A 13,453-nucleotide genomic window follows, 5' to 3' on the forward strand; every position below is an offset into this window, starting at 1 on the left:
CCATCTTGATAATGTATTACTGCATTTATTTTGTCTTCTGAAGTAAATTTAGTCATAAAAAAACTACACCTCCAATTGTTAGACTGTGTCTAACAATTGGGGTGCAGTTCACATAGATAACTGTCTTTTTATTGAATCCAATTTAATTATTTTGAAAATCTAGCATACCCCAAGAAATGCTTCTGAGTGTATGGACTGTTTATCTTACTTTTAATTACACCTGTTGTCGTATCCGCTGCATGGATATATTCGCCATTTCCTAAATATATTCCTAAATGAGAAGGACCTTGCTTATATGTATTCTGTAAGAATACTAAATCCCCTGGTTGAGGATCACTTATTTTTGTAACCATTCCCCAGTATCCTGCAACACTTGTTCTCACAATGTTATATCCATTATTTTTAAATACGTAATAAATAAAGCCACTACAATCAAATCCATTTGGTCCTGTCCCAGCTTCAACATACGGCTTTCCAAGTTGTTTTAAAGCTAAATCAATTACTCCAGAAGAACCAGAATCTGTTTGGTTTAGGTTCATCCACTTGTCGCCTTCCCATGTTTTAATCTTCAACCATCCACTAGTTGTCCCATCCACAACTCTAAAATTCTGCGGACTATATAATGCTCCAGCGTTTGCTTTTCCTGAACTAAATGAAGGTTCATTATACGCATAGAATGATTTATTTATAAATCTTTCTTCTCCATCTAGATTCATCCATTTCTCGCCTTCCCATGTTTTAACCTTTAACCATCCACTAGTTGTCCCATCCACAACTCTAAAATTCTGCGGATTATATAATGCTCCAGCATTTGCTTTTGCTGCATTAAATGAAGCTTCGTTATACGCATAGAATGATTTGTTTATGAATCTTTCTTCTCCATCTGGATTGATCCACTTATAACCTTCATAAGTACTTACTTTCATCCAGCCATTTTCTTTTTTTTCTACTACTCCCCAATTTTGTGGGTTAAATGGTGCTCCATAATTTGCTTTCTTTGCATTAAATGAAGGCTCATTATATGCATAAATCGTTTTGTTGACGGTAATTTGTTCAGCCGCAGGATTCATCCATTTTTCGCCTTCCCACGTCTTAAATTTAAGCCAACCATCTGTTGTTCCATCTACTATTCTAAATGTTTGTCGCCCGTACTTCGCTCCAGCATTCGCAACCTTTGATGAGAGAGAAGGTTCATCATATCCATAGAAATCTCCCATGACACGTTCTTCCCCATTTAAGTTAATCCAAACTGGACCTTCCCATGTTTCAATCTTCCACCAGCCATTATCTCTTTTTTCCACGACTCCTACATTTTGAGCACCATACTCTGATCCGCCATTTGTTTTAGCTGAATTAAAAGATGGCTCCTTATACCCATAGAATGATTGATTCACGGATTCTGAATTACTAGCAGCGTGAGTTACTATACTAAATGTCGAGATAGATAGAATTAAAAACAATAAAATTCCTATACTTTTCTTAAACATAAAAATATCCTCCCTTTTATTTTGTCTAATATATAATCTTCAAAGCTAAGAATAGATATATCCTATTTCATTATTCTAATTTTTACTTTTTTACGTCCCCATTCACGTGCTTGCTTTTCTGTAGGGAATAGAACATCAATTTTATTGCCTTTAATAGCTCCACCTGTATCTCCAGCAATTGCTTCACCGTATCCTTCAACCCAAACTTTTGTTCCTAGTTTAATAACTTTAGGATCAACTGCAATTAACTTGATGTTAGGATTTTTTCCTATGTCTATTCCAGCTGCCGTAATTCTTTCATGTGGTGGACTACCTTCTACGCTGTATGCAGTAGCTTCCACGTAGAATTCTACGCCTATATCTTCCGCATTTAAATTAATCCACTTGTCACCTTCCCATGTTTTAATCTTTAACCATCCACTAGTTGTCCCATCTATTATTCTAAAATTCTGTGGACTATATAATGCTCCAGCGTTTGCTTTTCCTGAACTAAATGAAGGTTCATTATACGCATAGAATGATTTATTTATAAACCTTTCTTCTCCATCTAGATTCATCCATTTCTCGCCTTCCCATGTTTTAACCTTTAACCATCCACTAGTTGTCCCATCCACAACTCTAAAGTTCTGTGGACTATATAATGCTCCAGCGTTTGCTTTTGCTGCATTAAATGAAGCTTCGTTATACGCATAGAATGATTTGTTTATGAATTTTTCTTCTCCATCTGGATTGATCCACTTATAACCTTCATAAGTACTTACTTTCATCCAGCCATTTTCTTTTTTTTCTACTACTCCCCAATTTTGTGGGTTAAATGGTGCTCCATAATTTGCTTTCTTTGCATTAAATGAAGGCTCATTATATGCATAAATCGTTTTGTTGACGGTAATTTGTTCAGCCGCAGGATTCATCCATTTTTCGCCTTCCCACGTCTTAAATTTAAGCCAACCATCTGTTGTTCCATCTACTATTCTAAATGTTTGTCGCCCGTACTTCGCTCCAGCATTCGCAACCTTTGATGAGAGAGAAGGTTCATCATATCCATAGAAATCTCCCATGACACGTTCTTCCCCATTTAAGTTAATCCAAACTGGACCTTCCCATGTTTCAATCTTCCACCAGCCATTATCTCTTTTTTCCACGACTCCTACATTTTGAGCACCATACTCTGATCCGCCATTTGTTTTAGCTGAATTAAAAGATGGCTCCTTATACCCATAGAATGATTGATTCACAGATTCTGAACTACTAGCAGCGTGAGTTACTATACTAAATGTAGAAATAGATAAAATGAGAATTAATAGCAATGATACGCCTTTTTTAAACATATAAACTTTTCACCTCTTCCTTTTTTTAACAGTATATTACCATAAGTACATTAACATAAATTTCTTTATTTATCTATAATTTACCATATTAATTGGTAAACAATTTAGATTATTATATTTCTTTTAAACCCTCTCTATTCAAGGCATGATTGGGTTCAATGTAATATGAAATACAAGATATGCAATATTGCATATCTTGTATTTTTTATATTAAATTATTAATCTATTCCTTTCTTATACAAAAGTATCTAATTTTTGCTAGTTTCTCTTCTTTTTAAAATAACTATTTTGTTCACTTTTTTGATACATTTACGAAACATTTCTCTGTTATCTTCATTAAGTTCTTTTCTTTTTATAATGTCGTGCGAGATATACTAACACAGGAAGCCCTAGCCCCCTAATCCTAGGGCTTCTTTTTTAATAAGGATTTTATGCATTTTATTATTCCCACCAACTTCCTAAATTTTATATTCAATATATAATTACATCTAGTTTATAATATATTAATGGAACGTCACGTGTTTCAAATACAACATTTTTTGATGACCTTTAATACATAAAATGTTGTTATCAAGTCGGAGTAAAACACCTTTGGGTGTCTTTTCTTTTGTACATTATATCCATTAGGGCTCATTTTTTTTACAAAGCCCACCCTTTTGCTTCCGACGGCGATGAGGAGTGGTTTTTTTGTTATCTTTGTCTAAAATTTGTTTCCTAAAAACATACGCAGAAACTTTACGTACAATGGTTTTCACAAATTCTTTTAGAAGTTCAAACAAAACTCCATTAGAGATAGTTTTATTAATTTTTTCACCACTAGCCGTAAAAACATCCTATAATCTATATATGGCAAATCAATGTATTAGGAGTAGATAAAATGCCAGTTACACTCGAACTTATTCTTTTTATTCTTATAGCAATTAGTGCTGTTGGCTATTTAATAAAAGAATTTCAAAAAACTAGGAAACGAACACTTGGAATTTCACTAGAATTTTTAGTTCTTTTCTGGTCAATATGGAGAATATCAACTCTCATAATCTAATTTATAAAACATGAATTCCTTCGAATGAAGTGAAACTTTAATCAGTGGGAGTTTTATTTATCCCCCACTAATTATGAGTTAAACCAATCGGGCTTTTACGGGATAAATTTACCAGTATTTTTACCACAACATTCATGTTAAAATCCCTTGTGAGTACGACATAACTCGACCTTATGAAGCTCCGCAACTTTTATCGCGGAGCTTTTTTTATTTAAAATAACTATTTTGTTCATTTTTTTGATACATTTACGAAACATTCATATGTTACGTTATATAAGTCCTTTTTTTAAATCATTTTCATTCTAGCAAAAAGTCCTAGTCCCCCTAGGGCTTTTTTGCATTCAAATAATGAGTTGTCTTTTTTCTCAATAACCGAAACTATTTAACGTGGTAAAATAATAATTGGACTGGCATCCAATACCATATTACAATGGAGCAAATCGCAAGAAGGCACCTTAGGGTGTCTTTTTTATAGAGAACCAGTTTAAAAACTAAAAATAAAAGAACCTCAATAAATGAGGTTCAAAAAATCTACTATTTTAAATTACCTTCGTAAAAAGCAACTCCATTTTGAACATGTTTTAAATACCACGTAATCGTCCCGCCACAAACATTTTCATTAAAACTATTAGCATATACTCCATTTGAGTAATAAAGAGTTCTTTTGAATTTACCATTAGAATACTCATAAGGAATTGAGCATGTTGCTTGCTTCGGAGAGCTCACAGCTTTTTGTGTATCAGCTGAAGCTGCACCAATTCCTCCTGTTAATGCAATACCTGTTGCTAACGCTCCTACTACTAATTTCTTGAACAAAATAAATCCCCCTTTAATAGTTTTTATAGATTACAACTTAAATGTATCACTTTTATAATTTATGTAAATATCTTGAATATGTAGAAATATTTATTTAATTATTGGTAATATTGGGATTTTATTTTATCAAATGGAAAATAGAGGGATTAGAGAAGCATGTGAAAATACAGATAGGTTTATATTAAATGAACGTGGTCCAAGTCGGCGTAAGGCACCTTAGGGTGTCTTTTTTGTACATAAAAAAATCTCACCATCTTATAGAAACGATAAGCCCTTTAAAACAATAATTGCAACTATATTAATTTTACATTACATTAAGGTTAGAGAATGTTCTTATATTAATAAAGTGCTAAATAGTAGGTGGAAAAATGGAATTTAACGATTTGGGTATTACCATTAAAGAACTTAGAATTAAAAAAAATATATCACAATCCGAATTATGTTATGGAATATGTTCACAAAGTCAAATTAGCAAGATTGAAAAAGGTATGATTTATCCATCTAGTATATTGTTATATCAATTATCAGAAAGACTTGGTATTGATCCAAATAACATATTTGCACTAACTCAAAACAAAAGATTAAAATATGTAGAAAATGTAAAATACGTAATAAAAGATTGCTTAAAACAAAAACAATATAAAGAACTTTATGAAATAGTAAAAAAAGAGAAAAACTTAAATAATTTTCAAACAAAAGATGAGAAACAATTTCTAATATGGCATGAAGCAATTGCTATATTTATGGTGGATAAATCAATAAAAACTGCTTTAGATTTTTTAAATAATGCATTAAAACTGACTTTAACTAATTCTGATTTTTTATCAGAAAGAGAAATAGATATTATGCAAACAATGGCTATATTTTATGCGGAAAATAAAGAATATGAAAAAAGTATTAATATATTCAAAAAATGTTTAACTAATTTTAATAAGCTAGATTTTCCTAGAGATAAAGAAATTAAATTAAAACTCATGTTAAATTTAGCAAAATGTTTCGACTTCACATATCAATATGAAGAGGCAATAAAGTACATTGATAAAGGTATTAAATTAGCAATTAATCTAAATACTTTATACCTACTAGGTGAACTATTCTATTTAAAAGGTCAGTGTTTATTAAAAATGAAACAACATAATGTAGAAGAGGTTATTTATAACTGGAAAAAAGCATTATTTATATTTGAACTAACAGAAAAAGAATATTATACAAAAATGCTACCAGATGAACTTATTGAATTACAAAATAAAAAACACTCATAATTTCGTAAAAACTACTTACAAAACCCACAGAAAAAATCCCTACAGCTTTTAAACTTAGATCGATAATATTAAAATTAATTTAAGTCGGCGAAAGGCACCTTTAGGTGTCTTTTTTTTATTTTTACAAGGACCTGCTCAATTTATTTTTAAAAACATAATAGGGAATATTGTTTTATTTATCTCATTTTCATTCATGCTATATATAAAATTGGTTAATAAACCCACCTCAAATACAAGTTCCTTTTATAAGCCTTTTTTTGATATAGATGACATTATTCTCAATACAATAGAATGAATTATGGGAACATATTTAGCAATATATATCAAAAAATAATATTAAGAAACCCCCTCCACCTTAAGGTAGAAGGGATTTTCTAATTTCCGTAAAGATAACCCAAAGCGCATGTGCACCTGCATCTGGATATCCTAAACTTCTTTCACCAACTACCGCTCCTCTGCCGAACGATCTTTCACCAATAGATTGTATGCCGTGAAATGCTACTTGTAACATTTCAATTCAGATATACGACAGTAAAGAATACATTATCACAGTGTCAGCAAGCAAAAGTGTATTCTGCATTTCTGAAAACAGTAGATGGCAGATTATGACCTACTGAATCTGCTAAGAAAGAATATACAAGAACATCCTTAACATCCTCTCTATTTCCACTAATGATGACATCAAGGAAATCTTCTACTTGGAATTCTGGAGTAAACAACACAATCTTAGTTGTTCTGTTTGGTTCTAAAGAAACAAAAGTACGAGAGATTTCAACTAATTCATTTTGAGTTGGGAAAAAGGTGTTTCGACTTCTCTTAACAGTTACCGTTACATTACTAGTATGACAGCGTGAATCATTGTTTAACATAATGTTGAGAGCAGTTGGAATAATCCCATTTTCAGAAACTGGAACTCGAAACACTCCAGTAGATTTATGAGCCATATAATCACATCCTTCCAAAATAAAATATATTTACAATATATTAAATGCAAAAAACGTTCATTTTGATATGGACAAATTACATGATTAATATATCTATAATAACCCTCGGTATTACTAAGCCAATGTTTTAAAAGATTAACAAATATCGCGAGAACCAATCGAATGTATATTAAAAGTAAAAAGAATAAGTTGTCTAAAAGACCCCCTATTTTGAGCCAATAATGAGACATTATGTTAATCTTATATGTATAGTTGCACAAAATTGAGAAACTTAAGGAGACAGATAAATTTTATGAGAAAATTATCTATATTACTTACTTTTATTCTAGTATTAGTCAGTGTTACGGCTGCTTGCACACAAGATAAAACAGATAGTGCCGTTGAAAATGGTCCAATAGAAGAACCAACCGCAAAAAATGAAAATGAAGAATTAATAAATTTTGAAGAAAAAGAAGATATGAGCCGCTTGGAACAAGGTATTTTATTAGTTGGTGAGAGTGTTAAGGGAGGCTATTACTTGACCGCTGTTCAAAGTGCCTATTTAAATGCTAGCAACGATTCCGTAGTTGTTAATGTCTCTGTAAAAAATGTACGAGGTCAAACGATTGGACTATCAGAATTAAAATATAACTTAAAAGATGAAAAAGACGGAAAGATCTATAAAGGAAAGGCGCTTGATCAAAACCCTTCTGATATACAAGTTAAACCAAATGAAACGGTAGAATTGAAAATAGCTTTTGAAGTACCACGTACCGCAGATGAATATATGTTTTATATTGAAAGCTCTTTAGACCCTCTACAAACATACTGGAAAATTGATAAGCTGCAATCACAAACAAACTAAGTCTAAAATAAGCAAAAAACAATGAAAAATTTAATATAGATACAAATGAATACTATATAAACGTAAGACCATCGATTTAATGAATCGTTGGTCTTTTTCAAAAAATGCCCCATTAAAAACTAAGAGATAAAAAAGAACTAATCTCGAGAAGAGATTAGCTCAATATATCCAAAGCTATTATGGTACATAGTTTTATGAGCAAACGTTATATAATGTTGTATGGGATACATAACCTGTCATCCCTTTATATGTAACTTTTAACCACTGTTTAGAATTACTGTAATGACCTTGAACATATTCACCAGTTACCCATGTTCCAGTAATTTTCGTACCATCATTAAATGTATGTAAGACAGGTGAATCGACAGTATAACCACTGCGCATCTTTGCACCATATACACCTACCGTACCTCCCTTTGCACAAGCTGCTACTACATTTTGATTTTCAGTAGCATTCGTAGCCGCGAAAGCAGAGCCGTTAAATGTAAATAAAGTAAATATAAAAGCTGTTAGTACTGTACAAATAGATAAACGACGTAACAAAATAAATTCCCCCTTTTTTTATAATTTACTTCTTCACAAATGATTATCTTAAATATTCTAACTATTTTCAATATATTAATGTTGAGAAATATTAGTTGTATTTTTGAAATAAGATTTTATCAAAAATAGTAACAAACTCATATTTTACTGAGAAAGAACCGAAAGAAGTCTTCTACATATCAACTATATAAAAATCCCTCCACCTTAAGGCAGAGGGACTTTCCAATTACTATTTCAAACTACCTGCAATCTCCGTAAAGATAACCCCAAGTGCATGTGCACCTGCATCTGGATATCCTAAGCTTCTTTCGCCAACTGTACCAGCGCGGCCCATGCGAGCTACGATTTCTTTCGTGTACTCTGCTCCTTTGACCGCTGCTTCTGCTCCTTTTTCAAAGGCAGTTTTTACGTCTACTTCGTTTGAGGCGCTATCTAACCAAGAGTCTACACATGGAGCAAGTGCGTCAACAAGTGTTTTGTCACCAACTACTGCTCCTCTGCCGAATGATCTTTCACCGATCGATTGGATGCCTTGCAATGCTGCTTGCAGCATTTCAGCGAATTCTTTCACTGTTAACTCACGCTTCTCGGCTGCTGCTTTACTAGCTGCGCGGAATGCACCGCCCCAAATTGGACCAGATGCGCCGCCGCAATGTTCCATAATAATCATCGAACAGCCGTCAAGGAATGATCCGATCGTTACGTTTTCTTGTTCTACAATAGAGTGCCACTCACGTTTTAATTGCTTAAATCCTTTTGCCACACTCATTCCGAAGTCGCCATCACCAGCATGCGTATCCAGCTCACAGAACGGTACTTCATTTTTAATAATAATATCGCTCATTTTATCAACGAGATAAATCATGTTGTTTAATGTAATAACATTATCTTTAATAACAGCGTGCTCTTCCGCAGTTTCTAGTTCAAATGAAACTTCCTTCTCTTCTGTCTCTTCAAGTACATTTACGTACTCTACACTTTCAACTGGACCGTCTACTTTAAACGCTGGTGTATTACATTCTTTTGATAGTAATGTTTTTAGCTCTTCATCTAACTTCATTACCGTTAAAGACATACCAGCCATATCAATACTTGTCATATAGTTACCGACGAATACTCTATTAATTTTAATGTTTCTTGCAGCTAGTTCTCTCGTAACTGCGTTGTTAAATAAGTAAAGTTCTTGCAGTGGTGTTCCGCCAAAACCGTTAACTAGAATTGCGATTTCCTCGCCATCTTTTACTCCTAAATCTTTTACAAGGTCATTTGTCATACGGTTCGCTAGTTCATCTGCTGACAGCATTTTTTCACGCTTAATTCCTGGTTCGCCGTGAATACCTACACCGTATTCCATTTCATCTTCCGCAAGTGTGAAAGTAGGTGATCCACTCGCTGGAACTGTACAAGACGTTAATGCTAAACCGATTGTGCGCACGTTAGCCGCTGCTTTTTCTGCTACAGCTTTCACCGCTCCTAAAGCCATACCTGCTTCCGCTGCTGCGCCGGCAATTTTATGAACTAAAATAACGCCCGCAACGCCGCGGCGTCCTACTGTGTACAGGCTATCTTCTACCGCAATATCATCGTCCACCTTTACGTAGTCGACTTCAATTCCATCTTCCGTCGCTAAATGCGCACCGTTTTTGAAATTCATAATATCGCCGCTATAATTTTTAATAATTAATAACGTACCTTTTTTACTAGCTGTCTCTTTAATCGCTTGGTATACCTGAATTTGTGAAGGTGACGCAAACACATCTCCGCACACTGCCGCATCTAACATTCCTTTTCCGACTAATCCTGCATGTGCCGGCTCGTGACCACTACCGCCTCCACTAATTAACGTTACTTTATTTTCGTTCATTTCTTTCTTCTTAATCACTTTATATTTTTTCAAAAGCTCAAGCTCTGGATGAGCCATAACCATTCCGTTGCACATTTCCATTACTAATGTTTCTGGTTTGTTTATAATCTTTTTCATTGTAGTTCTCCCTCAATTCCTTTAATATATTGTGATATATTTGAAATCTTCTTCTTACTAACCATGTTAAAATGAAAGCGTTTTATAGTAAACGGACAAAATGGACAATCTGTCTAAAGACACCGCTCTCATTTATAGATAGGATTTTCATATTAATAACATTCTAGGGATGATTCAGATGACCTCTTCTATAATTTCTAAAAAGATAATCGCGAACTCATTGAAGTATTTAATGGAAACAGAGTCGTTTCATAAAATATCAGTGAGCGATATTATGTTACACTGTCAAATGCGTAGGCAAACTTTTTATTATCATTTTAAAGATAAATTTGAACTATTAAGCTGGATTTATAGAGAAGAAACGAAGGAAAACATTATCGACTTTCTCGATTATGAAACGTGGGAAAACATTTTCGATTTATTATTTGATTACTTTTATGAAAATCAAAAATTTTACCGAAATGCTTTTAAAGTCATTGAGCAAAACTCGTTTAATCACTATTTATTTGAGCATACGAAAAACTTATATATGAAGATTATCGATGAACTATCTGTGAGCTGTGGATTCAGCCTTTCTGATGAGACAAAAAATACGATTGCCTCCTTTTATAGTCACGGCTTCGTTGGAACGATAAAAGATTGGATTGAAAGTAAGTGCGAAGTAGATCCTTCCATTATGTCTTCTCTTATGAAAAATATGATAAACAATCAATTACTACTATTACTGGAGCAATCAGCAAAGTAATTAAAGGGTGGCAAAAGCAATGAAAAAGATTATGAATGATGTACAAAATATCGTTCAAGATATGCTGCACGGCTTTTATTTTGAACATAACGACAAAGTAAATTACGATGAAACGAATAACATCATTTATGTAAAAGATATCGAAAAAATGAAGCAAGACGTCGCTATTATAAGTGGCGGTGGTAGCGGACATGAACCTGCTGATATTGGCTATGTAGGAAAAGGTATGCTTACAGCGGCAGTAAACGGAAGCATCTTCACTCCGCCTACAGTGGAACAAATTGCGGCGGCAACTCGCCTTATGCCAAAAGATAAAAGTATACTATTCATTATTAAAAACTTTAAAGATGACGTTGAGAACTTTCTTGCGGCAAAGCAGATCGCTAAAGAAGAAGGAAGAAAAATTGACCACATCATCGTAAATGACGACGTTTCAATTGAAGATGATGCTTCTTTTAATAAAAGAAGACGCGGCGTCGCTGGTACTGTTTTCGTTCAAAAAATACTTGGTGCGGCCGCTCTTGAAGGCCATTCTCTAGAAGAACTAACAACACTTGGCCGCTCTATCACTAAAAACTTACACACATTAGGAGTTGCTCTTTCCCCTGTCAACGATCCAGTAAAAGGAAAAGCTTCATTCACATTAAATGACGATGAAGTGTTTTATGGCGTCGGCATTCACGGAGAAAAAGGTTACCGTAAAGAAGCACTATCCTCTTCTGAAATATTAGCGATCGAACTAATGAACAAACTAAAAAGCATTTATCGCTGGAGAAAAGGAGACAACTTCGCTATCCTCATTAATGGACTCGGCGCAACTCCATTAATGGAACAATACATTTTCGCAAACGACATTCGCCGTTTGTGTGAACTTGAAGGATTGCAAGTGACATTCGTAAAGATTGGTACGCTGTTAACTTCTTTAGATATGAAGGGTGTTTCGCTTAGTTTACTTAAGGTAGAGGATTTGGATTGGGTGAAGTGGTTGAAGGCGGATGTTAGAGTGGGTAATTGGTAAGTAAAAATTATGATGATAAAAGCCTTTAACTATAACAAGTTAAAGGCTTTTTGCAAATTGAAATATCACTCGAGCATTCAAAAGAAATTCGTAATTGCCTCACTGAATGATGACAGGTCTTCCAAATAAAGCTGGATGATAAATTAACATCGCTCCTACAAATGAACATACTAAACAAAAAATAGCCTCGTATTTTATAACTAGAGAAGAGCTGGTATCAAGCTTTTCCCCCTCTCTTTTAAATATCATTTTTAAAGCTCTATATAATAAATACCCAATACTCGCCCCGAGGGTGTTCGTAAATAAATCATCAATATCTGTAATTCTATTATTTAACAATTGATTTAACTCAATTGCCAATGAAAAAAAGAATCCTGCACATACCGTGTTTTTTATTTTTCTAAAATACGGCCAAATCATCGGTAATAAAAAACCGAACGGCATAAACAGTACGATGTTCAAAAGATACGTAGTACTACCTGCCGTATCAAATAGAGTCAAGTTGATTTGACTTACACGAATCCACGTTTCATATCTACTTATATCCCATACAGTTGCAATCTGCGTCACCTTATACACTAACGAAAGGTAGAACAGAAAAACATATACCCATAGAAAATGCCGAATAGATATGTTTCTTTTCGCTTTAAAATAAAATCCAATTTGAAATAAAATACAAAACATAATTGTAAAAAAATAAGTATACAAATAACTCATTAAAACTTCTGTATGCATGTGGAATCCCCTAACTTTACATTTTCATCTATTATTTTAGAATATAGTTTAAGAACCAGTACTTTGTTCATATGTTTAATCTTCTACTTTGTCTTCGAATATAGGGAATATATTAAAAATAAAAAAATCCCCACTTATTCATTTTCAGTCTCCTCCTTGATGTAACTTGTTTATAGGATAGAAAAAACTTTTAAAATAAAAAGTGGGGGAAATATAAAATTTCTCTTAAATTTTATGTTAGATTTTATTATTACTCTAATTACTAATCCGCTATTCGTTGTTAGGCAACAGTATGCTTAAACTTAGTTTTCACTTTACTCCTTCTCATCCCTCATACTGTAATACCCCAAATTAATAATAACCAAGAAATACCCACCCATAATTCCAGCAGCGAATGTCCACATGAATTCATGATGTTCAATTTCATACATAATAATCGCACCAAGTATTGCGGCTGCGAACCGATTCATCATTCCAAGCATCGGTGCTTTTTCTTTTTTTACAATACTATCTCCGAACTTTTCAATACGCCTTCCTAAAATCCAGGCGCAGTACATACTCACCAAAAGGCCAATGCTTATCCCTACGAACTGGGCTGAAAAAGGTGTCATCCACCATCCCAATAACATTACGCCTAGCAAACAATATATTTGTATATTGAATGATCTTAATGCCATACGAATCATGTTATGCTCCTTACCTTTCTCA

The 13,453-nt window shown here is 33.4% G+C and carries 13 protein-coding genes; 4 read left to right on the forward strand and 9 right to left on the reverse strand.

Features of this window, described 5'->3' with window-relative positions; all coding sequences use genetic code 11:
- Positions 1-146: 146 nt before the first annotated feature.
- From ACTFSL_RS17130 to ACTFSL_RS17140, 3 genes are all read right to left on the reverse strand, one after another.
- Positions 147-1,487 (reverse strand): C40 family peptidase, encoded by a 1,341-nt coding sequence (locus ACTFSL_RS17130; RefSeq protein ID WP_440042111.1) that lies wholly within the window; start codon positions 1,485-1,487, stop codon positions 147-149.
- A gap of 62 nt (positions 1,488-1,549) precedes the next feature.
- Positions 1,550-2,815 (reverse strand): 3D domain-containing protein, encoded by a 1,266-nt coding sequence (locus ACTFSL_RS17135; RefSeq protein WP_086692745.1) that lies wholly within the window; start codon positions 2,813-2,815, stop codon positions 1,550-1,552.
- 1,576 nt (positions 2,816-4,391) lie between these two features.
- Entirely contained in the window at positions 4,392-4,673 is a 282-nt protein-coding gene (locus ACTFSL_RS17140) for an LCI fold-containing protein (RefSeq protein WP_000473814.1), read from the reverse strand.
- Between the two features lie 368 nt (positions 4,674-5,041).
- Here ACTFSL_RS17140 and ACTFSL_RS17145 point away from each other — a divergent pair, with 368 nt between their 5' ends.
- Complete coding sequence (locus ACTFSL_RS17145) at positions 5,042-5,935, forward strand: helix-turn-helix domain-containing protein (RefSeq protein WP_063535790.1); 894 nt, start codon at positions 5,042-5,044, stop codon at positions 5,933-5,935.
- Positions 5,936-6,290: 355 nt separating this feature from the next.
- On the opposite strand, the gene ACTFSL_RS17150 is transcribed toward ACTFSL_RS17145, so the two are convergent.
- On the reverse strand, positions 6,291-6,446 hold the full coding sequence (locus ACTFSL_RS17150; RefSeq protein ID WP_440042112.1) for a dihydroxyacetone kinase, ATP-dependent: 156 nt from the start codon (positions 6,444-6,446) through the stop codon (positions 6,291-6,293).
- Positions 6,447-6,489: 43 nt separating this feature from the next.
- Entirely contained in the window at positions 6,490-6,879 is a 390-nt protein-coding gene (locus tag ACTFSL_RS17155; protein ID WP_000940664.1) for a hypothetical protein, read from the reverse strand.
- Positions 6,880-7,171: 292 nt separating this feature from the next.
- Here ACTFSL_RS17155 and ACTFSL_RS17160 point away from each other — a divergent pair, with 292 nt between their 5' ends.
- Positions 7,172-7,723, forward strand: coding sequence for a DUF4352 domain-containing protein (locus tag ACTFSL_RS17160; RefSeq protein ID WP_440042113.1), 552 nt, complete (start codon positions 7,172-7,174; stop codon positions 7,721-7,723).
- Positions 7,724-7,915: 192 nt separating this feature from the next.
- On the opposite strand, the gene ACTFSL_RS17165 is transcribed toward ACTFSL_RS17160, so the two are convergent.
- Together ACTFSL_RS17165 and dhaK are read right to left on the reverse strand one after the other, a co-directional pair.
- Positions 7,916-8,266: an SH3 domain-containing protein gene (locus ACTFSL_RS17165; RefSeq protein ID WP_000946193.1), complete on the reverse strand. Its 351-nt coding sequence runs from the start codon at positions 8,264-8,266 to the stop codon at positions 7,916-7,918.
- 229 nt (positions 8,267-8,495) lie between these two features.
- Complete coding sequence (gene dhaK, locus ACTFSL_RS17170) at positions 8,496-10,247, reverse strand: dihydroxyacetone kinase subunit DhaK (protein ID WP_440042114.1); 1,752 nt, start codon at positions 10,245-10,247, stop codon at positions 8,496-8,498.
- Between the two features lie 178 nt (positions 10,248-10,425).
- On the opposite strand from dhaK, the gene dhaS reads away from it, so the two are divergent.
- Both dhaS and dhaQ read left to right on the forward strand, forming a co-directional pair.
- On the forward strand, positions 10,426-10,992 hold the full coding sequence (gene dhaS, locus ACTFSL_RS17175) for a dihydroxyacetone kinase transcriptional activator DhaS (protein WP_000204220.1): 567 nt from the start codon (positions 10,426-10,428) through the stop codon (positions 10,990-10,992).
- 19 nt (positions 10,993-11,011) lie between these two features.
- Entirely contained in the window at positions 11,012-12,010 is a 999-nt protein-coding gene (gene dhaQ / locus ACTFSL_RS17180) for a DhaKLM operon coactivator DhaQ (RefSeq protein ID WP_440042115.1), read from the forward strand.
- A gap of 99 nt (positions 12,011-12,109) precedes the next feature.
- Here the strand turns inward: dhaQ and ACTFSL_RS17185 are convergent, their stop codons facing one another.
- Both ACTFSL_RS17185 and ACTFSL_RS17190 read right to left on the reverse strand, forming a co-directional pair.
- On the reverse strand, positions 12,110-12,745 hold the full coding sequence (locus ACTFSL_RS17185) for a VanZ family protein (RefSeq protein WP_440042116.1): 636 nt from the start codon (positions 12,743-12,745) through the stop codon (positions 12,110-12,112).
- A gap of 314 nt (positions 12,746-13,059) precedes the next feature.
- On the reverse strand, positions 13,060-13,431 hold the full coding sequence (locus ACTFSL_RS17190) for an ATP synthase subunit I (protein ID WP_073524879.1): 372 nt from the start codon (positions 13,429-13,431) through the stop codon (positions 13,060-13,062).
- Positions 13,432-13,453: the final 22 nt, after the last annotated feature.

This window comes from Bacillus cereus group sp. MYBK108-1, from assembly GCF_051917185.1.
Taxonomy (GTDB): domain Bacteria; phylum Bacillota; class Bacilli; order Bacillales; family Bacillaceae_G; genus Bacillus_A; species Bacillus_A cereus.

Coding starts and splice junctions, on each gene's coding strand:
- ACTFSL_RS17130 (WP_440042111.1), bottom strand. CDS start 1,487: ATGTTTAAGAAAAGTATAGGAATTTTATTGTTTTTAATTCTATCTATC.
- ACTFSL_RS17135 (WP_086692745.1), bottom strand. CDS start 2,815: ATGTTTAAAAAAGGCGTATCATTGCTATTAATTCTCATTTTATCTATT.
- ACTFSL_RS17145 (WP_063535790.1), top strand. CDS start 5,042: ATGGAATTTAACGATTTGGGTATTACCATTAAAGAACTTAGAATTAAA.
- ACTFSL_RS17150 (WP_440042112.1), bottom strand. CDS start 6,446: ATGTTACAAGTAGCATTTCACGGCATACAATCTATTGGTGAAAGATCG.
- ACTFSL_RS17155 (WP_000940664.1), bottom strand. CDS start 6,879: ATGGCTCATAAATCTACTGGAGTGTTTCGAGTTCCAGTTTCTGAAAAT.
- ACTFSL_RS17160 (WP_440042113.1), top strand. CDS start 7,172: ATGAGAAAATTATCTATATTACTTACTTTTATTCTAGTATTAGTCAGT.
- dhaK (WP_440042114.1), bottom strand. CDS start 10,247: ATGAAAAAGATTATAAACAAACCAGAAACATTAGTAATGGAAATGTGC.
- dhaS (WP_000204220.1), top strand. CDS start 10,426: ATGACCTCTTCTATAATTTCTAAAAAGATAATCGCGAACTCATTGAAG.
- dhaQ (WP_440042115.1), top strand. CDS start 11,012: ATGAAAAAGATTATGAATGATGTACAAAATATCGTTCAAGATATGCTG.
- ACTFSL_RS17185 (WP_440042116.1), bottom strand. CDS start 12,745: ATGCATACAGAAGTTTTAATGAGTTATTTGTATACTTATTTTTTTACA.
- ACTFSL_RS17190 (WP_073524879.1), bottom strand. CDS start 13,431: ATGATTCGTATGGCATTAAGATCATTCAATATACAAATATATTGTTTG.